This is a genomic window from Caulobacter sp. GW821-FHT10A10 (assembly GCF_059415745.1).
Genome location: NZ_JBWKNV010000003.1, coordinates 511758 through 533538, shown reverse-complemented (window position 1 = coordinate 533538; position 21781 = coordinate 511758). Strand labels below are relative to the sequence as shown.

General features: G+C 69.1%; 21 protein-coding genes and 1 pseudogene. 11 read left to right on the top strand and 11 right to left on the bottom strand.

Annotated features, from left to right (window positions below):
* Window position 1: 1 nt before the first annotated feature.
* Window positions 2–400 (top strand): DUF4259 domain-containing protein, encoded by a 399-nt coding sequence (locus tag AC07NS_RS11880; RefSeq protein WP_494603352.1) that lies wholly within the window; start codon window positions 2–4, stop codon window positions 398–400.
* Entirely contained in the window at window positions 397–3072 is a 2676-nt protein-coding gene (gene metH / locus AC07NS_RS11875) for a methionine synthase (RefSeq protein WP_494603350.1), read from the top strand. The genes AC07NS_RS11880 and metH overlap by 4 nt, the downstream gene beginning before the upstream one ends.
* Window positions 3073–3209: 137 nt before the next feature.
* Here metH and AC07NS_RS11870 read toward each other — a convergent pair whose 3' ends face one another.
* A complete protein-coding gene (locus AC07NS_RS11870) occupies window positions 3210–4349 on the bottom strand; it encodes a HupE/UreJ family protein (RefSeq protein ID WP_494603348.1) in 1140 nt (379 codons plus the stop codon).
* Between the two features lie 181 nt (window positions 4350–4530).
* Window positions 4531–5670 carry a DUF3500 domain-containing protein gene (locus tag AC07NS_RS11865; RefSeq protein WP_494603347.1) on the bottom strand — a complete coding sequence of 380 codons (1140 nt, stop codon included), beginning with the start codon at window positions 5668–5670 and terminating at the stop codon, window positions 4531–4533.
* A 190-nt stretch (window positions 5671–5860) separates the two neighbouring features.
* On the opposite strand from AC07NS_RS11865, the gene AC07NS_RS11860 reads away from it, so the two are divergent.
* A complete protein-coding gene (locus AC07NS_RS11860) occupies window positions 5861–7321 on the top strand; it encodes a GH1 family beta-glucosidase (protein WP_494603345.1) in 1461 nt (486 codons plus the stop codon).
* 138 nt (window positions 7322–7459) lie between these two features.
* Here AC07NS_RS11860 and AC07NS_RS11855 read toward each other — a convergent pair whose 3' ends face one another.
* Window positions 7460–8347 carry a hypothetical protein gene (locus tag AC07NS_RS11855; protein WP_494603343.1) on the bottom strand — a complete coding sequence of 296 codons (888 nt, stop codon included), beginning with the start codon at window positions 8345–8347 and terminating at the stop codon, window positions 7460–7462.
* Window positions 8348–8642: 295 nt separating this feature from the next.
* Here AC07NS_RS11855 and AC07NS_RS11850 point away from each other — a divergent pair, with 295 nt between their 5' ends.
* The 6 genes and pseudogenes from AC07NS_RS11850 (at window position 8643) to AC07NS_RS11825 (ending at window position 12816) form a co-directional block, all read left to right on the top strand.
* Window positions 8643–9338: a TerB family tellurite resistance protein gene (locus AC07NS_RS11850; protein ID WP_494603341.1), complete on the top strand. Its 696-nt coding sequence runs from the start codon at window positions 8643–8645 to the stop codon at window positions 9336–9338.
* 124 nt (window positions 9339–9462) lie between these two features.
* Entirely contained in the window at window positions 9463–9762 is a 300-nt protein-coding gene (locus tag AC07NS_RS11845; protein ID WP_494603489.1) for a hypothetical protein, read from the top strand.
* 242 nt (window positions 9763–10004) lie between these two features.
* A complete protein-coding gene (locus AC07NS_RS11840) occupies window positions 10005–10295 on the top strand; it encodes a putative quinol monooxygenase (protein WP_494603339.1) in 291 nt (96 codons plus the stop codon).
* A gap of 74 nt (window positions 10296–10369) precedes the next feature.
* Window positions 10370–11428: a histidinol-phosphate transaminase gene (gene hisC / locus AC07NS_RS11835; RefSeq protein WP_494603337.1), complete on the top strand. Its 1059-nt coding sequence runs from the start codon at window positions 10370–10372 to the stop codon at window positions 11426–11428.
* A gap of 13 nt (window positions 11429–11441) precedes the next feature.
* Window positions 11442–11586, top strand: a pseudogene (locus tag AC07NS_RS11830) (hypothetical protein); the annotation flags it as partial.
* A 138-nt stretch (window positions 11587–11724) separates the two neighbouring features.
* The gene (locus AC07NS_RS11825; RefSeq protein WP_494603335.1) at window positions 11725–12816 is read left to right on the top strand and encodes an NADH:flavin oxidoreductase; all 1092 of its coding nucleotides are present in this window, start codon (window positions 11725–11727) and stop codon (window positions 12814–12816) included.
* Window positions 12817–12991: 175 nt separating this feature from the next.
* Here AC07NS_RS11825 and AC07NS_RS11820 read toward each other — a convergent pair whose 3' ends face one another.
* The 7 genes from AC07NS_RS11820 to AC07NS_RS11790 form a co-directional block, all read right to left on the bottom strand.
* The gene (locus AC07NS_RS11820; protein WP_494603333.1) at window positions 12992–13903 is read right to left on the bottom strand and encodes an SMP-30/gluconolactonase/LRE family protein; all 912 of its coding nucleotides are present in this window, start codon (window positions 13901–13903) and stop codon (window positions 12992–12994) included.
* A gap of 79 nt (window positions 13904–13982) precedes the next feature.
* The gene (locus AC07NS_RS11815; RefSeq protein WP_494603331.1) at window positions 13983–15059 is read right to left on the bottom strand and encodes an NAD(P)H-dependent flavin oxidoreductase; all 1077 of its coding nucleotides are present in this window, start codon (window positions 15057–15059) and stop codon (window positions 13983–13985) included.
* Between the two features lie 8 nt (window positions 15060–15067).
* Window positions 15068–15445, bottom strand: coding sequence for a hypothetical protein (locus AC07NS_RS11810; protein WP_494603329.1), 378 nt, complete (start codon window positions 15443–15445; stop codon window positions 15068–15070).
* Window positions 15442–15960 (bottom strand): dihydrofolate reductase, encoded by a 519-nt coding sequence (locus AC07NS_RS11805; RefSeq protein ID WP_494603327.1) that lies wholly within the window; start codon window positions 15958–15960, stop codon window positions 15442–15444. Before AC07NS_RS11805 ends, AC07NS_RS11810 begins: the two co-directional genes overlap by 4 nt.
* Before the next feature lie 44 nt (window positions 15961–16004).
* Window positions 16005–16844, bottom strand: coding sequence for a thymidylate synthase (locus AC07NS_RS11800; protein ID WP_494603324.1), 840 nt, complete (start codon window positions 16842–16844; stop codon window positions 16005–16007).
* 184 nt (window positions 16845–17028) lie between these two features.
* Window positions 17029–17973 carry a CsgG/HfaB family protein gene (locus tag AC07NS_RS11795; RefSeq protein WP_494603487.1) on the bottom strand — a complete coding sequence of 315 codons (945 nt, stop codon included), beginning with the start codon at window positions 17971–17973 and terminating at the stop codon, window positions 17029–17031.
* 146 nt (window positions 17974–18119) lie between these two features.
* The gene (locus AC07NS_RS11790; RefSeq protein ID WP_494603322.1) at window positions 18120–18674 is read right to left on the bottom strand and encodes a DUF924 family protein; all 555 of its coding nucleotides are present in this window, start codon (window positions 18672–18674) and stop codon (window positions 18120–18122) included.
* Between the two features lie 105 nt (window positions 18675–18779).
* Between AC07NS_RS11790 and AC07NS_RS11785 the strand changes: the two genes are divergently transcribed.
* Window positions 18780–19700 carry an RcnB family protein gene (locus tag AC07NS_RS11785; protein ID WP_494603320.1) on the top strand — a complete coding sequence of 307 codons (921 nt, stop codon included), beginning with the start codon at window positions 18780–18782 and terminating at the stop codon, window positions 19698–19700.
* Window positions 19701–19781: 81 nt separating this feature from the next.
* Here AC07NS_RS11785 and AC07NS_RS11780 read toward each other — a convergent pair whose 3' ends face one another.
* On the bottom strand, window positions 19782–20306 hold the full coding sequence (locus AC07NS_RS11780; protein ID WP_494603319.1) for an inclusion body family protein: 525 nt from the start codon (window positions 20304–20306) through the stop codon (window positions 19782–19784).
* A gap of 325 nt (window positions 20307–20631) precedes the next feature.
* Here AC07NS_RS11780 and ilvC point away from each other — a divergent pair, with 325 nt between their 5' ends.
* On the top strand, window positions 20632–21651 hold the full coding sequence (ilvC, locus tag AC07NS_RS11775) for a ketol-acid reductoisomerase (protein WP_110117938.1): 1020 nt from the start codon (window positions 20632–20634) through the stop codon (window positions 21649–21651).
* Window positions 21652–21781 lie beyond the last annotated feature (130 nt).

Sequence of the window (21781 nt, the reverse complement as noted above, 5' to 3'; positions counted from 1 at the left end):
CATGGCCTGGGACAACGGACCCTTCGAAAACGACGAAGCCGCCGACTTCATCGCCGACCTGGCCGAGGCGCCCGACTGGCGCGCGGTGGTGCTGATCCTCGACCACGTGACCAAGGCCGCCGGCTATCTGGAAGCGCCCGAGGCCGAGATGGCCGTGGCCGCCGCCGCGGTGGTCGCCGCCAGTTTGAGCGAAGCCGCGCTGCTGCCGGCCGACCATCAGGGCCTGAAGGCGGAACTGGGCGCGCCGCCGGAAGGCGCGGCGCGTCTGGCCAAGGCCGCCCTGGCCCGCGTGGTCGGCCCGGCCTCCGAACTCGACGAACTCTGGCAGGAGGGCGACGGTCACGACGGCTGGCTGACCCACATCGCCGGCCTGCAAGCTATTCTGAGCGCATTCCAATGAGACCTGTCTTCGTCAACATCGGCGAGCGGACGAACGTCACCGGCTCGGCCAAGTTCAAGAAGCTGATCGTCGAGGGCAACTTCAGCGAGGCCCTGTCGGTCGCCCGCCAGCAGGTGGAAGCCGGCGCCCAGGTCATCGACGTCAACATGGACGAGGGCCTGCTCGACAGCGAGCAAGCCATGATCACCTTCCTGAACCTGATGGCGGCCGAGCCGGACATCGCCCGCGTGCCGGTGATGATCGACAGCTCCAAGTGGGAGGTGATCGAGGCCGGCCTGAAGTGCGTGCAGGGCAAGGCGATCGTCAATTCGATCTCGATGAAGGAAGGCGAGGCCAAGTTCATCGAGCAGGCCAAGCTGTGCCTGCGCTACGGGGCGGCCGTGGTGGTCATGGCCTTCGACGAGGTCGGCCAGGCTGACACCGCCGCCCGCAAGATCGAGATCTGCACCAAGGCCTACGGCATTCTGGTCGACAAGGTGGGCTTCCCGCCCGAGGACATCATCTTCGACCCCAACATCTTCGCCGTGGCGACGGGGATCGAGGAGCACGACAACTACGCCGTCGACTTCATCGAGGGCACGCGCGAGATCAAGAAGCGCTGCCCCTGGGCTCGGGTGTCGGGCGGGGTGTCGAACGTGTCGTTCAGCTTCCGCGGCAACGAGCCGGTGCGCCGGGCCATCCACTCGGTGTTCCTGTACCACGCCATCAACGCCGGCATGGACATGGGCATCGTCAACGCCGGCGATCTGCCGGTCTATGACGACATCGACCCGGTGCTGCGCGAAGCCGTCGAGGATGTGATCCTCAACCGCCCGCAGCGGACCAACGTGTCGAACACCGAGCGCCTGGTCGACATGGCGCCCGGCTACAAGGGGGAGAAGGGCGCGACCCAGCAGGTCAATCTGGCCTGGCGCGAAGGCACGGTGGGCGAGCGCATCACCCACGCCCTGGTCAACGGCGTCACCGAGTTCATCGAGGCCGACACCGAAGAGGCGCGCCTGTCTTTCGACCGTCCGCTGCACGTCATCGAAGGCCCGCTGATGGACGGCATGAACGTCGTCGGCGACCTGTTCGGCGCGGGCAAGATGTTCCTGCCGCAGGTGGTCAAGTCGGCGCGCGTCATGAAGCAGGCCGTGGCCTGGCTGATGCCGTTCATGGAAGCCGAAAAGGAAGGCCAGGAGCGCAAGGCCGCCGGCAAGGTGCTGATGGCCACCGTCAAGGGCGACGTCCACGACATCGGCAAGAACATCGTCGGCGTCGTGCTGCAGTGTAACAACTACGAGGTCGTCGATCTGGGCGTGATGGTGCCCGCCGACCGCATCCTGGAAGAGGCCAAGAAGCACCAGGTCGACATGATCGGCCTGTCGGGCCTGATCACCCCGTCGCTGGACGAGATGGTGTTCGTGGCCGCCGAGATGGAGCGCCAGGGCTTCGACATCCCGCTGCTGATCGGCGGCGCCACCACCAGCCGCACCCACACCGCGGTGAAGATCGAGCCCGCCTATCGCCGTGGCCCCACCACCTATGTCGTCGACGCCAGCCGGGCCGTCGGCGTGGTCTCCTCGCTCCTGTCGCCGACCGACAAGGGCAGGGTCGTGGCCGACACCCGCGCCGAATACGTCAAGGTGCGCGAGCAGTACGCCCGGGGCCAGACGGTCAAGGCCCGCACGGCCATCGGCGAGGCCCGCAAGCGCAAGTACGCCATCGACTGGAAGGGCTATGCGCCGCCCAAGCCGCTGTTCACCGGCACGCGGGTGTTCGAGCCGAGCCTGGCCGAGCTGGAGCCGTTCATCGACTGGTCGCCGTTCTTCGCCAGCTGGGAGCTGATCGGTCGCTATCCGCAGATCCTTGAGGACGACGTGGTGGGCCAGGCCGCCACCGACCTCTATCGCGACGCCCGCGTCATGCTCGACAAGGTCATCGCCGAGAAGTGGTTCGGGGCCAAGGGCGTGATCGGCTTCTGGCCGGCCCAGGCGGTCGAGGACGACGTGGTGCTGTATTCGGACGAGAGCCGTAACGTCGAGATCGCCCGCCTGCACACCCTGCGCCAGCAGATCGACAAGGGACCCGGCGAGGGCAAGGCTAACCTGGCCCTGTCGGACTTCGTCGCGCCCGTGGGCGGTCCGGCCGACTATGTGGGCGGCTTCGCCGTCACCGCCGGCCACGGCGAGGACGAGATCGTCAAGCGCTTCAAGGACGCCGGCGACGACTATTCGGCGATCATGGCTTCCGCGCTCGCAGACCGCCTGGCCGAAGCCTTCGCCGAGTGGCTGCACCACAAGGCCCGCGTCGAGCTGTGGGCTTACGCGCCGGAAGAGGGCTTCGACGCCGATCGCCTGATCGCCGAGAAGTACCAGGGCATCCGCCCGGCCCCCGGCTATCCGGCCCAGCCCGACCACACCGAGAAGGGCACGCTGTTCCGCCTGCTCGACGCCGAGGCCGCCACCGGCATGGCCCTGACCGAGAGCTTCGCCATGAGCCCCGGCGCGGCCGTGTCGGGCCTCTATTTCAGCCACCCGCAGAGCCACTATTTCGGGGTCGGCAAGATCGACTTCGACCAGGTCGAGGACTACGCCCGCCGCAAGGGCTGGGACCTGGCCACGACCGAGCGCTGGCTGTCGCCGATCCTCAACTACGACCCGCTCGCCCGGGCGCGGGGCGCGGCGGCGTAACCCACTTTCCCTCCCCCTTGATGGGGGAGGGGCAGGGGTGGGGGTGGCTACGGCGGTTGAGGCCGCGCACCGCCTCCAGCTCAGTAGTTCACCCCCATCCCTGACCCTTCCCCCATCAAGGGGGAAGGGAGAAGGCTCTACGCCAACCGCGCGTAGAGCCACACCATCGACGCCACGAGCGCGCCGGCCCCCAGAGCCCAGCGGGTCCACACGCCCGCCGCCCGCCGCCGCAGCACGAACACCACCGGCGCCACGGCCGCGACGATCAGGAGCTGCACCAGCTCGATCCCCAGATTGAAGCCCAGCGTCGCCGCCACCAGCTGACCGGTGGAGAGCTGCAGCGCGCTCAGCGTCTCGGCGAAGGCCAGGCCGTGGACCAGGCCGAAACCGCCGGCGATCCAGGCCTCGCGCCGGGGGAAGATCGGCCGCAGGGCGTGCAGGGCCGAGATCCCGACCGACAGGGCGATCAGGGCCTCGACGACCTTGCCGCCCGGCGGCAGCCAGCCCAGGGCCGCACCCAGCAGCGAGATCGAGTGGCCGACCGTAAAGGCGCTGACCCGGGCGAAGGTGGCCCACAGCGCCTTGCGGGCGTCGCCGACCGGCCGCCAGCGGCCGTTCTCGGCGACCAGCGGCGCGGTCAGGATCAGGGTGACCAGGAACAGCAGGTGGTCGGCGCCCTCCAGGATGTGGCGCGCGCCCATCACGACCATGCTGGTCCAGGCCGGCCAGGGCGAGCCCTGGGCGCGGTCGATGCGGATCTCGCGATGCTCGGCCCGCAGGGTGCCCAGCAGGCGCGGCTTGTGCGGCAGGACGTTGCGCTCCCAGTCCTGCTCCAGGGTCGGCACCGCCGAGTGGGTGGCGATCTCGCGGACGATGACCTCGTAGTCCAGTACCAACGAGTCAGGCCTCGGCCCTGTTGGCGGGACGAGATCGACCTCCACCGTCCATTCGTCGGTGGGGAAGGGGACCTCGTTGACGCTGAGGACCTGCACGCCCCAGGCCGTTCCGTTCGGCGCGCGCGGGTGGATGCGGTCCTGGACATAGGCCGCCACGCCCGCCGCCGTCAGGGTGGGTCGACCGTCGCCGAGCGGCTTGGGAACCAGCCCAGCCTGGAGGAAGGCCACCTCCAGCCGGTCGGCCGGCAGCCGCAGATGCAGCCGCCAGGCGTGGTCGAGCACGCGGATCTGGACGAACGACTTGGCCATCGGGTGGGCGATGGCCAGGCCGGTTGTGATGAGGGCGAGGCCGGCGATGAGGATCGCCAGCCAAACGCCCACCTTCTTCCCGTCATTCCCGCCCTTGTGGCGGGAAGCCCTGGTTCCGCTCGCAGGTGAAGCGCCAGCGGACCGCCGGCGGTCCGCCCCATCCGCCCTTGCGGCTGACAGAGGGGTTCCCGCCACAAGGGCGGGAATGACGGGAGTGAGAGGGGCGGCGGCGCGAACCATCTTCTGACCCGCCTCAGAACGTGAAGTTGCCGCCATAGTCCGCCGTCTTGTCGCGCCAGATGCTGTGGTAGTGGTTGGCGCTGAACACGACGCCGCTCTGGACGCTGAGTTCGATCCAGACGCGCGGGCCGTCGATGCGGACGTAGGAGCCCTTGGTCGACAGGTCCGAGTACGAGGCCCAGGCGATGTAGGTCGAGGCCAGGGCCGTGTCGGTGGTGTAGGCGTCGGACTGGCCCGTGCCGTTGGCGTCGGCGGCGTAGGCGTTGATCGCGGCCTTCACGAGGGCCTGCTGGGTCGAGCTCAGGCTCGAGACCGCCAGACCCGACTGGGTGGAGGGGAAGTCGCCGTCCTCCTGCGGGCCGACCAGCACGTCGTCATAGGCCTGGGACAGCTTGGCCGAGGCCAGCTGGGTCGACGACAGGCCGCTGAGCATCGCCGCCAGGGTGTCGTGCCGGGTCTGCATCGGCGTATAGGCCGTGCCGCCATAGGTGAACGACAGCGGCTCCACCCCGACGAAGTTGGGGGTCATGCTGACATAGTCGCCGGTGACGCTGGCCAGGAAGGTGTAGTGGTGGCCGGAGAACTCCAGGATCCACGGGCTGGAGGTCGAGGGCGTGCCGAGGAAGGCGATGTAATAGAGGTTCTGGCCGTAGCCGCTGGCGGCGGTGGCGAGGTAGCCGTCGGCGGCGCGCAGGCCGGTCATGGTCGACTGGCCCTGGGTGGTCAGGGCCGCGGCGATCAGGGCCTCGGCGGCGGTCTTCTGGTCGGTGCTGAGCGCGCTGAGCGCCAGGCCCAGGCGGCTGACCGAGCCGACCGGCAGGTTCGACCAGTGCTGGGTCGCGTTGGACGAGGTCAGGCTGTAGCTGACCGAGCTGAGCTGGCTGCTGCTGAGCGTGGCGCGGAACACATTGGCCAGGCAGACCAGCTGCGCGCCCTGCGTGCTCTCCGAGCAGGACGTCGAGGCCGTGCTGCTGGAACTGGAGCTGCTCGAGCTGCTGCTGCTGGACGAGCTGCTCGACGAGGAACTGCTGCTGGAGCTGCTGGAACTGGAGCCGCCGCCGCCGCCTCCGCAGGCGGCCAGGCCCGCGGTCAGGGCCATGGCGACGACGGCCGCGGTCAGGGCTGAGAGTTTTCGGGCGCCTTCGAGGGCCATGGGTTCTTCCCAAAATGCGATGTTCTGGGACCCAGGGGTGAACGCCGTTCTTTCCCGACCTATGTCCGCCCGGACAAACTGTGTGGCGTTTGAAGTGACAAAATCGCGGGCTGGCCAAGTATCCGGTTATAGCTGCATTCTTCCCCCCAACGGAGGTTGTGAGCCTCCGATCCAAAGCTGGGGGTGGAGCATGGACGACGGGGGCGTGAGCCGCCGGGCGCTGGGTGCGCTGGCGATTGGTGGAGCGACGGCGGGTCTGGCCGGAGGGCTGGCGGGATGCGCCGGTCCGAAGTCCGGCGAGGTGCAGCCGAAGTCGCGCGACTTTCCCAAGGACTTCGTCTGGGGCACGGCCACGGCGGCCTTCCAGACCGAAGGATCTCCGCAAGCCGACGGGCGCGGTCCCAGCGTCTGGGACGTGTTCCAGGACCTGCCGGGCAAGATCGTCGACGGCTCCAACGCCAAGGTCGCCACCGACAGCTATCGGCGCTGGGCCGACGACGTGAACCTGGTGGCCGGGGCGGGGCTGGGCGGCTACCGGTTCTCGATCTCGTGGTCGCGGCTGCTGCCGACCGGCGCGGGGGCGATCGCCCAGGCCGGGGTGGATCACTACAGCCGCCTGATCGACGGCCTGCTGGAGAAGGGCGTCACGCCCTACGCCACGCTGTTTCACTGGGACCTGCCCCAGGCCCTGCAGGATCGCGGCGGCTGGGCGGCGCGCGACACGGCCCAGGCCTTCGCCGACTACGCCGCCCTGGTGGGCGAGCGGCTGGGCGATCGGCTGAAACGCATCATCGTGCTCAACGAACCGGCCGTGCACGCGGTGTTCGGCCACGTCACCGGCGAGCACGCGCCGGGCCTCAAGGACGTCGCCCTGCTGGGGCCGGTGACCCACCACATGAACCTCGGCCAGGGGCTGGCCATCCAGGCCCTGCGCGCGGCTAAGAACGATCTGTCGATCGGCACCACACTGGCGCTACAGCCCTGCCGGCCGGCTGGCGGCGGCCTGGCGTTCTGGAACCGGCTGGCGTCGGACGGGCTCGACGCGCTGTGGAACCGCGCGTGGCTCGATCCCCTGCTGAAGGGGGAATATCCCGACGCCATGAACGAGTTCCTGGGCGACCGGGTGCGCTCGGAGGATCTTTCGACCATCCGCCAGAAGGTCGATTTCATGGGGGTGAACTACTACGCGCCGGCCTATATGCGCCTGGCGCCGATGTCGCCCGGCAAGATCGCGCCCGCCGCGCCGCCCAAGGGCGTGGAGCTGGACGCCTTCGGCCGCCATGTCGATCCGTCGGGCCTAGCCGAGGTGTTGGCGCGGCTGCGCACCGAATATGGCAACCCGCCAGTGTTCGTCACCGAGAACGGCTGCTCCGATCCGTTCGGCGACGGACCGGGCATCCAGGCCGACACCTTCCGCATCGCCTTCCTGCGCCGCCACCTGCAGGCGGTGAAGGCGGCCATGGAGGCGGGCTCGCCGGTGAAGGGCTTCTTCGCCTGGTGCCTGATCGACAACTGGGAATGGGCGTTGGGCTATCGCTCGAAGTTCGGCCTGGTGACCCACGACCGGGCGACCGGGGTAAGAACGCCCAAGGCGTCGTACGCCTGGTACGCGGCGCTGGCGCGGAGCGGGGCGCTGCCGACGGCGCCTTGACTGAAATCCCTCCCCCTGGAGGGGGGAGGGGCAGGGGAGGGGGTGCGCCGTCGGCGGGTGCAAGGCGAGTCAAAGCGAACCGGAACGCTTCCACCCCCATCCCCGGCCCTTCCCCCCTCCAGGGGGAAGGGAGAGGCCTCAGTCCGGCTTGCAGATCAGCACGTCCTTGCCGCCGCGCTTGGCGGGCAGGAGGCTGCCGGCGCAGGCCTGCGGGTTGGCGGGGTCGATGATGATCTCGCGGCTGGCCGGCAGCTTGGCCGGGGTCGCGCCGATGGGGGCCAGGGGCTTCTTGACGGCCGGAGCGGCCACGGGCTTGGCGGCGACCGGCTTGGTCGCGGCCGGCTTCTGAACCGCGGGTTTGGGCGCCGGCGCAGGGGCCGAGACCTCGACCTTGGCGGCCGGGGCTTCCGGCGGCGCGGCGACCGGCGCGGCGGGCTCCTCGACGGGCGGCGGCGGGGCCGGTTCGGGCGTCGCGGCTTCCGGCTCCGGCTGAGCCGGCACGGCGCTCTTGATGTTGTAGTTCAGGGCCTGGCCGAACAGGTTCGACTTCTTCTCCAGGGCCTTGGCGCGGGTCTCGCAGTCGCCGGGCGGCGACCAGCTCATCCACACCTGGGCCAGGCGAGCCTTGTCGACGGTTTCCGAGCCGCCCCAGATCGAACGGCCCTTCTTCATGGCCGCCGCGCCGTATTCCGAGATCGGACGCGGGCTGGCCTTCTCGGCGGCGGTGATGGCGCCGGCGTAGAGCTTGAGGTCCGAGCGCGCCTGGGTGCGCATGGCCGGATATTCCTTCAACGCCGCGGCGGCGCCGTCGGGGCCGGGGAAGGCCTTCTCGATCCGGGTCACCTCGGGCATGACCCGATCGTAGAGGTCGATGTAGCCGCCGAGCGCGCCGTAGCACCAGGCGATGTAGCCGTACTCGTCCGACGGCGGCGTGGCCGCGGGCTGGGTGCGCGGCGGCGGAGCGGCGGTGGTCACGGGCGCGTCCTGCGCCATCAGGGCGAGGGCGAAGAGAAGAGCGGTCGCCATACGGCCGGGAATCCTTTCGGTAGCGTCAGCGGACTGACTAGATCATTTCGGGCCGCAATGGGACCGCAGCATGGCGCCAGCAGGACGAAGCGGCGCTTCAAGCTCAGCCATAACGACCCAAGCGCCGGATGGCTCCGAAGTTCGCGGCGATTCTGAACAAGTTTACATGTGCGGCGCAGCAATCGCCGGGTGGGTCCGCCGCGAGGCGTGTGCTATGAGGCGCTTCCGGAGCGTCATCCTGGAGACGTTCGGATCCGTATCTCCCAGGACCGGCCGGCTTTTAAGACCCCTCCGCATGACCTTCTGGCGCAACATCGCAAGCATCGCGGCCCGCCGTCTGGACCTGGCGGAGTGCGCCGAGTGCCCGCCGGGACCGCCGGGGCAGGACCCGGCCTTCTCGACCGCGGTCACGGCGCTGGGCGCCAAGCTGGCCAAGGCCGACGGCAGCGCCGACGGCCACGAGTTCGCCGCCTTCTCTCAGGTCTTCCACCCGGATCCGGCCTCCGAGCAGAACATTCATCGCCTGTACGACCTGGCCCGCCAGACCACCCACGGCTTCGAGAGCTACGCCAAGCGGCTGGCCAAGCGCTATCGCTCGTGCCCGCAGCTGCTGGAAGACGTGCTCGACGGCCTGTTCCACATCGCCAAGGCCGATGGGGCTGTGACCCAGGACGAGCTGGACTACCTGGAGCGGGTGGCCGAGCTGTTCGGCCTGTCGCCGCTGGCCTTCCGCCGTCTCAGCGCCACCCACCTGGGGGCGGGAGCGGACGACCCCTATGTGATCCTGGACGTGCCGGCCGACGCCGACGACGCCACGGTGCGCAGCGCCTGGAAGCTGGCGCTGTCGGACGCCCACCCCGACCGGGCCCGGGCCCGCGGCCTGCCGGCCGAGTTCATCGAGGTGGCCGAGGCCAAGGCGGCCGCGATCAACGCCGCCTTCACCACCGTCATGCGCGAGCGCAGGGAACTTGGACTGGCCGCCGCGGGTTGAGCGGAAAAGTCTTTGTGATTGAACCCAATGGGTGTTCAGTTGACGTTCAGACCTCCGAAGCCAACCTAAGGGGCGAGGACGGAGATTCTGGGCGCTCCGGCGCCGATCGAGGACGACGATGACCATGACCTTGGGCGCGAACATCGGCGCGACGCAGTCTTCGGCCTGGCGAGGCCTGGTCGGATTGATCGGCGGCGTGGCCACGGCGATCGCCGTCTCGGTGGCCGCCATCGTCGCCGTCGTGTTCGCCGCGACCCTGGTGGTCGTCGGCTTCATGGCCACCGCGCTTCTGGGCCTGGCCGCCTTCGCCCTGCGCGGCCGCCGCCAAGCCCACGCCAAGGCCAACGCCGATCCCAACCTGATCGAGGCCCGCAACGTCGGCGGCCACTCGTGGGTCGCCTACGGCTGGAACGAGCGGCGGTAGGGCCCTACTCCTTCAGTTCCTCATCGTCCGTCATTCCCGCCCTTGTGGCGGGAACCCCTCTGCCAGCCGCAAGGGCGGTAGTGGCAGCGTGCTCAGCACGCCGCTTGCATCTCACGTATCAGCCGAAACAGGGTTTCCCGCCACAAGGGCGGGAATGACGGGAGGAGGGGAACTCCAAAACGCTTGCCTTACGCGCCCCCGCTCGTCCAACCTGCCTTTCAAACAAACGTTGGGAGGTGAGCATGATCGGCGTGGTGGCGACCCTGAAGGTCCAGCCGGACAAGACGTCCGAGTTCGAAGCGGTGTTCCTGGGCCTGGCCGCCAGGGTGAAGGCCAATGAGCCCGGCGCGATCGTCTATCAGTTGACCAAATCCAAGACCGAGGCCGGCGTCTACAAGGTGCTGGAGCTCTACGCCTCGGAAGACGCCCTCAAGCATCACGGCGGCACCGACTATTTCAAGGCCGCTGGCGCGGCCATGGGGCCGTTCATGGCCGGCCGTCCGGAGATCGAATATCTCGACGCGGTGGAGTAGGGCGCAAGCCCGCGCTTGACGGACGGCCCAGGCTTCGCGCATCCCGGCGACCGCAAGTCGCTGGGAGCAAGACCTTGAGCCGTTTCTGGAGCCCGCTGGTCCACACGCTGTCGCCCTATGTGCCGGGCGAGCAGCCGAAGATCGCCGACCTGGTCAAGCTGAACACCAACGAGAGCCCCTATGGGCCTTCGCCCAAGGCCGTCGAGGCGATCGCGACGGCGGCGGGCGAGGCTCTGCGGCTCTATCCCGATCCGACCTCGAGCGCGCTGCGCGAGACCCTGGCGGCCTATCACGGCGTGGCCGTAGAGCAGGTGTTCGCCGGCAACGGCTCGGACGAGGTGCTGGCTCACGCTTTCCGCGCCCTGCTGGGCCACGACGCGCCGCTGTTGTTCCCCGACATCACCTACAGCTTCTATCCCACCTATTGCCGGCTGTTCGACGTGGCCTACGAGACCGTGCCGCTGGCCGAGGACCTCGGCGTGCGGATCGAGGACTACCGCCGTCCGGCCGGCGCGATCATCATCGCCAACCCCAACGCCCCGACCGGCGTGGCCCTGACCCGCGCGCAGATCGCCCAGCTGCTGGCCGAGCACCCGGACAAGCCAGTGGTGATCGACGAGGCCTATGTCGATTTCGGTGGCGAGAGCGCCATCCCGCTGGTCGCCGATCACCCGAACCTGCTGGTCGTGCAGACCATGTCGAAGTCGCGGGCCCTGGCCGGCCTGCGGGTCGGCTACGCCATCGGCGATGTGGCCCTGATCGAGGGGCTGACCCGGGTGAAGGACAGCTTCAACTCCTATCCGCTGGGTCGTCCCGCCCAGGCCGGCGCCGTGGCCTCGATCGAGGACGAGGCCTTCTTCCAGGAAAGCTGCGCCAAGGTGATCGCCGGCCGCCGTCGCCTGGTCGAGGGGCTGGAGGCGCGCGGCTTTACCGCCCCGGCCTCGTCGGCCAACTTCGTCTTCGCCCGCCACGCCGCGCGGCCTGGCGCCGAGCTGGCGGCGGAACTGCGCAAGCGCGGCGTGATCGTTCGCCGCTTCGACGCCCCGCGCATCGGCGACCACCTGCGGATCACCGTGGGAACCGACGGCCAGATCGACCGTCTTCTGGGGGCGCTGGACGAAATCCTGGGGTAGCGCCCACCGTCGTCATCCCGGCCGTAGCGCAGCGGAGAGCCGGGACCCAGGGGACCGGGCTCGGCGGCAGGGTCAAGCAACCGGCGGCGGCTATCGCATTGCGGCGGCCCCTGGGTCCCGGGTCTACGGTCCGCTGCGCGGCCCTTCGCCCGGGATGACGGGCTAATTGGCGGGTAGGGGTTTTCTTTCCGTACGGGCTTCACCAGATACAACGACCGTTGCAGTATTTCTGCATGGCGATCGGTCCGAACAAATGTTTGGATCGCGTCGGTTCATACTCCTGCCGGAGCGCCCGCATGGCCCTCGACGCCCTCTTCAAGCCCTTCGAGTTCAAGTCGCTGAAACTGCCCAACCGGGTGGTGATGGCGCCGATGACGCGGTCGTTCTCGCCCGGCGGCGTGGCCACCGACGACGTGGCCGCCTATTACGCCCGCCGCGCGGCCGCCCAGGTGGGCCTGATCGTCACCGAGGGCACGGGCGTGGCCCGCGCCGCCTCGCTGAACGACGCCAACATCCCGCGCTTCCATGGCGAGAAGGAACTGGCGGCCTGGAAGAAGGTGGTCGACGACGTCCACGCGGCCGGCGGCCTGATCGCGCCGCAGCTGTGGCACGTGGGTTCGGCCAAGGGCAAGGACGTGCTGGGCAAGATCGACAGCCCCTCGGGCGTGTCCAAGGCCGGCGGTTCGCAATTCACCGAGCCGATGACCGACGCCGAGATCGCCGACACCATCGCCGCCTTCGCCACGGCCGCCGCCGACGCCAAGCGCCTGGGCTTCGACGCCATCGAGCTGCACGGCGCCCACGGCTACCTGATCGATCAGTTCTTCTGGAACGGCACCAACCTGCGTGACGATGGCTTCGGCGGCCCGAGCATCGCCGAACGCAGCGCCTTCGCCGCCGAGATCCTCAAAGCCGTCCGCGCCGCCGTCGGTCCCGACTATCCGGTGATCATCCGCCTGTCGCAGTGGAAGCAGCAGGACTACGCGGTGAAGAACGCCGAGACCCCGCAACTTCTGGAGGCCTGGCTGCAGCCGCTGGCCGACGCCGGCGCCGACATCTTCCACTGCTCGCAACGCAGGTTCTGGGAGCCGGAATTCGAGGGCAGCGACCTGAACTTCGCCGGCTGGACCAAGAAGCTGACCGGCGCCCCGACCATCACCGTCGGTTCGGTGGGCCTGTCGGGCGAGTTCATCGCGGCCTTCGGCGGCGAGGGCAGCCAGCCGGCCTCGATCGACGGCCTGCTCGAGCGCCTGGACCGCGGCGAGTTCGACCTCGTGGGCGTCGGCCGGGCCTTGCTGCAGGATCCCGAGTGGGTGGTGAAGATCCGCGACGGGCGCAACGACGAGCTGCAGAGCTTCTCCCGCGAGGCGCTGGGGGTGCTTTATTGACCGAACGCGATCCCTCTCCCCTTGCGGGAGAGGGTGGCCTCCCGGAGGGAGGTCGGGTGAGGGGTTGCACGTACAGAAACGCCGCGACAGCTGATCGGCTGTCGCGGCGTTTTGCGTTTGAGAGACCCCTCATCCGTCGGCTTCGCCGACACCTTCTCCCGCAAGGGGAGAAGGATCACTGGTTATAGTTCAGCCTCAGCCCCGGCCGCTCCCACCGTCCGCGCCACAGCTTCCCGGTCCCTGACCCGGTGATCCACACGTCCCGCAGATCCGCCCCGCCGAAGCAGAGGTTGGTCACGATCACGTCCGGGACCGCCACGTGCTCTGTCGTCCCGTCGGGCGCAAACGCGGTGATCCCGCCGTTGATGATCGTCGCCACGCACACCCGTCCGTCGGCCTCGACCGCCAGGCTGTCGAGCAGCTGGTAGCCCGGCAGGTTGCAGACCACGCGGCCGGGCTGGAGCGGGGCGGGCGGGGCCAGTTCGCCGGGGGCGACGACGTCGAAGGCCCACAGGCGGCCTAGCATGGTGTCGGCCACATAGACCACGTCCTCGGCTGGCGACAGGCCCACGCCGTTGGGCGAGATCAGGTGGTCGCGGGCGCGCACGATGTGGCTGCCGTCGGTCCGGGCGTAGTAGAGCGCGCCGTACTTGCGGCCCTCCGGCGTCGAGCAGCCGTGGTCGGTGAACCAGAAGCCGCCCTGCTTGTCGAAAACGAGATCGTTGGGGCCGACCAGCCGCTTGCCGTCGCAGGCCTCGTAGAGCGTGGTCACCGCGCCGGTCGCCAGATCCACCCGCTGGATCGAGCCGCCCTGGTGGCTGGCGGGCGTGGGGCCGGGAATGTTCAGCCCGCCCATGTCGAAGAACTCGAAGCTGCCGCCGTTGTTGGTGACATAGACCGCGCCGTCCGGGCCGATCGCCGCGCCGTTGGGGCCGCCGGGCAGGTCGGCGACGGTGGTGCGGGTTCCGTCCGGCGCGATCCGGGTCAGGGTCTGGCGCTGGATCTCGACCAGCAGCACCGAGCCGTCGGCCATGGCGATCGGGCCTTCGGGGAATTGCAGGCCTTCGGCGACGAGGGTCAGATCCATGTCGTCTCGCTCCCTTGCTGCACCTCTGCGGGTGTCTGGAAGTCGAGTAAACGTTCGTTTGAACCGGGCCGCAACCCACTCAGGTGTCAGCGAGCAGGCGTGTCAGGTCTTCCGAGTTGAGGCCGCGCGGGGCCAGGCGCGCCGACTGGCCGGCCCAGAGGTTGGTGAAGTCGGGGTTGGTCCCGTCCTGGCGCAGCGGCGTCAGGGCGCCGCCGGCCAGGGGGAAGGGCGGCGTAATCCCGCCGCCGATCGGTCCAAGCTCAAGCATCAGCCGGTTGGCGACGCCCCGGGCCGGGCGGCCGGTGAAGAGGTCGGTGATCATGGTGTTGTCGTCGCGGGCCTCGTCCAGGGCGGCGCGGTGGGCCGGCGGGATCCTGGCCTCGGGCGTGAACAGATAGGCCGTGCCAACCTGCACGCCGGCCGCGCCCAGGGCCCGGGCGGCCGCCACGCCGCGCGCCTCGGCGATGCCGCCAGCCGCGATCACCGGAACCGAGACGGCCGAGACCACCTGCGGCAGCAGGGAAAAGAGACCGGGCTGGGCGGCGCTGTCCAGGCGATTGTCGATCGCATCGCCAAACCCCGGCAGGAAGACGGCGCGATGGCCGCCGGCCTCGGCGCCCATGGCGATGACGGCGTCGGCGCCGTTGACCTCCAGCCAGACGGCTTCGGCGACCGTGGTGGCCGAGGACAGCACCTTGGCTCCGGCCGCCTTCACCCGGTCGAGCAGCCCCGCCTCGGGCAGGCCGAAATGGAAGCTGACGACCTCGGGGCGAAGCTCCTCGACCAGGGCGCAGAAGGCTTCGTCGAAGGGCGCGCGGCCGCCGGCGGGCGGCGGCGGGGCAGGATCCAGACCCGCCTCGACATAGTAGGGCGCAAGGCGGGCTCGCCAGGCCATCATCCGCGCCGGATCCGGATCGGGCGGCGTGTGGGCGAAGAAGTTGAGGTTCAGAGGCGCGTCGATGGCGGCGCGGAACTCCGCGATCGCCTCGCGGGCCTGGTCGGGCGTGTATTGTGCGCAGGGCAGGGACCCCAGGCCGCCGCCACGGGCCGCGCCGATGGCCATGGCCGGCGTGCTGGCGCCCGCCATCGGCGCCTGGAGCACCGGCGCCGCCACGCCCAGAAGGTCGATCAGCCGCCGGTCGGTCCAGGAGGTCATGGGCGCTCTCAGTTCAGGTCGAACAGGTCGTAGGCGATCAGCTTCAGCCGCGCGTCGAAGAAGGCCCGGCCGTAGCTGGAGCGCTCGAGGGCCATCTGGTCGACGCCGTGCTCGACGTCGGATCCGCTGGCGCCGGGCGCGGCGCAGGGCACGTAAAGGCGCAGGGTGCGGCCGACGGCCAGCTTCACGCCCGGCTCGGCGCGATAGACCTTGGCCACCACCAGGCAGCGGCCGCGCACGCCGCGCGGCACGCCCACGTGCTGCACCTGGACCACGGCGATCTCGGCGGCCTTGTCGCGCGCGGCCTGGCGGGCGTCCGCGGCCAAGGGCGGGGCGGGCGTCGCCGCCTGGGCCAGCAGGACCGCCGCGATCAGCGGGCCGCTCATTTGCGTTCCAGCACGCGGAAGACGAACGGGAAGTCGTCGCCTTCGCCGGCCGGGCGCTCCTCGCGGCGCACCTCGGTCCAGGCGTTCTCGTCGAAGGCCGGGAAGTGGACGTCGCCTTCCACCTCGGCCTGGACCTCGGTGACGTAGATGCGCTTGGCGCGGGGCAGGGCCAACTCGAACAGGGCCGCGCCGCCGATCACGCAGACCTCCTCGACGCCGTCGTCGGCGGCCTGCTCCTTGGCGATCTGCACGGCTTCCGACCAGGTGTCGCAGACCACGGCGCCCTCGGCCTCGAACTTGTGGTCGCGGGTCAGCACGATGTTCAGGCGGCCGGGCAGGGGCTTGCGGGGCAGGCTGTCCCAGGTCTTGCGGCCCATGATCACCGGCTTGCCCAGGGTGGCGGCCTTGAACATCTGAAGGTCGGACTTCAGTCGCCAGGGCAGGTCGTTGTCGCGGCCGATGACGCCGTTGAGCGAGCGGGCCACGGGGCCGAGCGTGAGGATGGGGGCGGTCATGGGCGACTCTTAGCCGCCCGCAGCCCGATCCGGAAGGTCGGGTTTCAGACCGAGACCGCCGCCTTGATGTGCGGGTGGGCCTCGTAGCCCTCCAGCGTGAAGTCCTCGTACTCGAAGCCGAAGAGGTCGCTCTTGTCGGCGATCTTCATGGTCGGGAAGGCGTAGGGCTCGCGCGTCAGCTGCTCGCGGGCCTGGTCCAGGTGGTTCAGATAGAGGTGGGCGTCGCCGAAGGTGTGCACGAACTCGCCCGGCTGCAGGCCGACGACCTTGGCGACCATCAGGGTCAGCAGGGCGTAGCTGGCGATGTTGAACGGTACGCCCAGGAACACGTCGGCGCTGCGCTGGTAGAGCTGGCAGGAGAGCTTGCCGTCGGCGACGAAGAACTGGAACAGGCAGTGGCAGGGCGGCAGGGCCATGTCCTCGACGTCGGCCGGGTTCCAGGCCGAGACGATGTGGCGGCGGCTGTTGGGATTGGTCTTCAGGCCCTCGACCAGATTGACGATCTGGTCGATCGAACCGCCGTCCGGGGTCGCCCACGAGCGCCACTGCTTGCCGTAGACGGGGCCGAGCTCGCCGTTCTCGTCGGCCCACTCGTCCCAGATGCGCACGCCGTTGTCCTTGAGATAGGCGATGTTGGTCTCGCCCTTCAGGAACCACAAAAGCTCGATGATGATCGAGCGCAGGTGCAGCTTCTTGGTGGTCAGGACCGGGAAGCCCTTCGACAGGTCGAAGCGGATCTGGCGGCCGAAGACGCCCAGCGTGCCGGTGCCCGTGCGGTCGCCGCGCTGCACGCCGTTCTCGAGGATGTCGGCGAGCAGGGCCAGGTACTGGCGCTCGGGATGGTCGGCGGCGGCTTTCGGGGCGTCGAGGACGGCGGTGGTCATGGGGCGATTGTGACGTGGAATCGAGGCGCTCGCCAGTGCGACACGATCCCTTTCGCCCTGGGACCCCCTCCCCCTTGCGGGGAGGGGCAGGGGTGGGGGTGTCTGCGCCGTATCGGCTGATCGCCGCGCCGGCGCCCCCATCCCCAACCCCTTCCCCGCGAGGGGGAAGGGGCCAGAGTGTCGCTTACTTCGACGGTTCCAGGCCGGTGTTCAGCACCCAGCCGACGTTGTCGTTCTCGTCGGCCACTTCCCACCACAGGTCCTGCTTCTTGCCGGTCGGGTAGACGATGGCGCCGGCGGGCAGGGCGCGGATCAGCTTGCCGGCGGCCACCGGGGTGGCGCGCATGTTGACGACGCGGGTGGCCACGAAGGTCTTGGCCGGGGCGTTCTGGGCGGCGGCCGGGCTGTCGCCGACCAGGCCCAGCTCGCCGACCATCTTCGAGTAGCTGTTGATGAACGACAGCGTGATGATGCGGCCGATCTCGGTGTCCTCGTAGCCGCCGCCGACGGCGCCGCCGAAGCCGATGCCGCCGCCCGCGCCCCAGCCGATGTCGTTCTTCACCGCGTAGCCTTCCTGCACGGCCACGGTCTCGGTGGTGCGCACGTTGGTCAGCGACAGGACGGTGTTGGCTTCCAGCTTCTTGGTCTTGATGCCGCCGACCAGCGCGCCGGCGCGGCCGCCGATCAGGCCGCCGATGGCGCCGGCCACCGCGCCGCCGCTGGCGTTGCTGTCGCTGGCCTGGACCTCGGCTACCAGCACGTAGTCAGCCGCCTTGATCTGGCCCTGACCGACGTTGGAGCCGCGCTGAAGGCCCAGATTGCCGCCGATGTTGCGCTCGATCTGCGCCGCGTTCAGGCCCGCGCCCCGGTCGACGAGGTTGAAGCAGCCCGACTTCTGCACGATGGCCCGCAGCAGCTTCTGCGGCGAGGCGAGGTTGTACTGGGTCCAGCCGCGGGGATCATCGCCGTCGATGATCGACAGGGTGCCCAGCTTGCGCGAGCAGCGCGGCACCTCGGCCACGGCCTGGGTCTGCGCCTGCTGAGCCTTGCTGGCCTTGGCCTGGGCGAAGGCCTCGGCCGGAACGACGGCGCAGACGATCGCGCCCGCCGCCAGCAGGCATTTCTTCATCGACATGAACTTGGCCTCCAGAGCCCTCGAAAACTGCGTGCGGACACTACAGTACCGATTGCACGCAAGCCAAGCTCGCCCTGAGGCTGATCCCCAAAAGTGGGGAGCAATTACAATCTTCGGGCTCTCCGGATAGGGGGCGAAGCCTATCCGGCGAAGCCGCCCTCATCGAGGAAGGCCTGTTCGGCCGGGGTGGTCTCGCGGCCCAGGGCGACGTTGCGATGGGGGAAGCGACCGAAGCGGGCGATGATGTCGCGGTGGATCAGGGCCCACTTCATCGGCCCCTCGTCGCCGGTGTCGGCCTGCAGGCCGGCGCACAACTCGATGCACAGCTCCTGGTCGGCCAGGGATTCGGAGTGCTCGAACGGCAGGTAGAAGAAATAGCGCAGCTCGGGGGCGACTTCCTGGTCGAAGCCGGCGGCGATGGCGGCGCGGGCCACGGCGCGAGCCTTGCCGTCGGTGGCGTACCCGTGGCCGCTGCGGCGATAGAGATTGCGCGGGAACTGGTCGAGCACGATGACCAGCGCCAGGGCGCCGTCGGCGCTTTCCAGCCAGTCGTCGTAGTCGCCCCGCGCGGCCTTGTGGTGGGTGGGCTCGTACTTCAGGCGGATCGCCTCGTCGAAGGCGTGGTTTTTCTCGAACCACTTCTTGGGCCCCGCCTGGGTCCAGAAGCCGAGAATGTCCTGGGGCTGAGCGGCCATCGAATCCTCGCTGCGGGTTTCGTTCAATTGCGGTTCATGCACCGAGCGCGACACTGTCATCAAGGGATGAGCCACGGGCCGGCGCAAGGCCTATTGGAGCTAGAAATGAAACGTCTGATCACCGTCGCCATGATCCTGTCGCTGACGGGCGGCGCGGCGGCGCAGGCTGGCAACGGGGCGTTCGCCGTCGCCCAGCAAGAACAGAACGATCGCGGCGATCGCCCCGCGCGCCAGGATCGTGGCTCGCGCGGCGGCGAGCAAGGCGGCCGCGCCCAGCAGCAGCGTGGCGGCGAGCAGGCCGCGCGTCCCGATCGCGCCGACCGCCCTGATCGCGGCGATCGCCAGGAAGGCGGCTGGCGCGGCGGCGGCGGCCGGGTGAACGACAGCGCGCCCCAGGCGCCGCGCGCCGCCGAGCCGCGCCCGGCTCAACAAGCGCCCCAGGCGCCCCAGGCCGATCGCGGCCAGGACCGTGGCGGCTGGCAAGGCCGCGACGATCGCGGCGGTCGTCCCGATCGTGGCGGGCAGGATCGAGGCGGCCAGGATCGTGGCGGGCAAGACCGGGGCGGCCAGGATCGCGGCGATCGCGGTCCCGACCGCGGCGACCGTCCCAATGATGGCCGTCCCAATGATGGGCGTCCCAACGCCGGCCGTCCCGGTGGCGGCTGGCAGGGCGATCGCGGCGGCTCCCGTCCCGGCGCGCAACGCCCCGGCGACCAGCGCTGGCGCGACCGCGACAACGGCCGTCCGCAGTACGACCAGCGTCGCTGGCGGCCCAGCTACCGCTCGGCCCAGCGCTATCGCGCCCCGGCCTACCGCTATCCGCGCGGCTGGTATTCGTTCCGCTGGAGCTTCGGCGACTATCTGCCGGGCGGCTGGTACGGCAGCTCGTACTATCTCGACTGGTACCGCTATGGCCTGCCCATGCCGCCGATCGGCTGCGAGTGGGTGCGGGTCGGCGACGACGCCGTCCTGGTCGACGTCTGGTCTGGCCAGGTGCTGAGCGTCTACTACGACCTCTTCTGGTAAGAGACCGGCCTTGCCGAAAAGTCGAAAGCCGCGCTTCCGGAAGGAGGCGCGGCTTTCTCACTTTCCGAGCGGGGGAAGGGCTCAGGAAGCGGTGATGGTCGGATCCCAGACGAAGTAGCCCAGCACCTGCAGCGAGCCGCTGTGGTACTGCAGCACGGCGAACGAGACGTTGTAGTTGCCCGTGCCGCTCTGGACGATGTCGGCCGTCAGGTAGAAGTCGTACTGCGGCGTCACCGAGTAGGTCGGCGGCAGGGCGATGTTCCCCGGGGTGGTGCCGGGCACCGGGGTCTCGACGTTCAGCAGCTTGCCGCCCGTCGTGGAGGTGACCTGCGCGCCCGAGAAGATCGCGATGTTCTGCAGGTCGGCCGAGTAGCTGGTGTTGCCCGACTGCGAGACCATCCGCCAGCGCACGGTGTCGCCCACGTCGGCCGAGATCGACAGGTCGCCCGAGGCCTGGCCGCTGCGGACATATTCGTTCGGCGCGACCATGTAGGCGTAGTTGTGCCCGATCGGGGTGGGGGCGTTCTGGTTCTGGCTGGGGTTCTGGACGCTCGCGATCAGGTTCGCGGTGTCGACGACGATCTGGATGTCGATGATCTCGCTCATGGGGATGCCCTCCCGTTCTCGCCTCCGGGTTGTGGAGGCGGGTTGAAGGTGTTGTTTATGCAACTTTGAGTCAATTTAGCATATTTATAAATCTGAGGTTGTTTTTGCACATTCTTCGCCGAAGGCGAAGCGAGAAAAGGCTTCGTCGCGATCCGCCTTGCCTTTCCGGGGGCTTTTTCGCCTCAGTCGCGGTATTAAGCGTCGCCGACATCGCTCATGGGCGCGCCCCGCCTTGACGAGGCGGCAAAAAAACGCTCAAACGCCGGCCTTTCCCGCCTCCAGCTTGCGTGAGGCGGGCAGATTGACCAGTCCTGGAGAAGAAATCATGCGCGTCTACTACGACCGCGACGCCGACCTCGCCCGCATCCTGGACCGGAAGATCGCCATCGTAGGCTATGGCAGCCAGGGCCACGCCCACGCGCTCAACCTTCGTGACAGCGGCGCCTCGAACGTCGCCGTCGCCCTGCGCCCGGGTTCGCCCAGCGCCAAGAAGGCCGAAGGCGAAGGCCTGAAGGTTCTGTCGGTGGCCGAAGCCGCCGCCTGGGCCGACCTGATCATGATCCTGGCGCCGGACGAGCACCAGGCCGCGATCTACAAGAACGACATCGCCCCGAACATCCGTGACGGCGCGGCCCTGCTGTTCGCCCACGGCCTGAACGTCCACTTCGGCCTGATCGAGCCGAAGGACACCATCGACGTCCTGATGGTCGCTCCGAAGGGCCCGGGCCACACGGTCCGCGGCGAATACCAGAAGGGCGGCGGCGTGCCCTGCCTGATCGCGGTGCACCACAACGCCACCGGCAACGCGCTGGACCTCGGCCTGGCCTACGCCTCGGCCATCGGCGGCGGCCGCTCGGGCATCATCGAGACCAACTTCCGTGAAGAGTGCGAGACCGACCTGTTCGGCGAGCAGGCCGTCCTCTGCGGCGGCACGGTCGAGCTGATCCGCGCCGGCTTCGAAGTGCTGGTTGAAGCCGGCTACGCGCCGGAAATGGCCTACTTCGAGTGCCTGCACGAGCTGAAGCTGATCGTGGACCTGATCTACGAAGGCGGCATCGCCAACATGAACTACTCGATCTCGAACACCGCCGAGTACGGCGAGTACGTCACCGGCCCGCGCGTCGTGACCGCCGAGACCAAGGCCGAGATGAAGCGCGTGCTGGAAGACATCCAGTCGGGCAAGTTCGTCCGCGACTTCATGCTGGAAAACGCCGTCGGCCAGCCGTCCTTCAAGGCGACCCGCCGTCGCGCTTCCGAGCACCAGATCGAGGAAGTCGGCGCGCGTCTCCGCGGCATGATGCCGTGGATCGCCAAGAACAAGCTGGTGGACGTCACCAAGAACTAAGCTTCCGCCTCACGGCTGAAGACGGCAACGGCGGGCTCGCAAGGGCCCGCCGTTTTTCGTTTGGGCTATCGCGCAATCAACTGGTTGCGTGTTCCGTTGGGCGGAGTCATGGTTCAGCAACCAGGAGGTT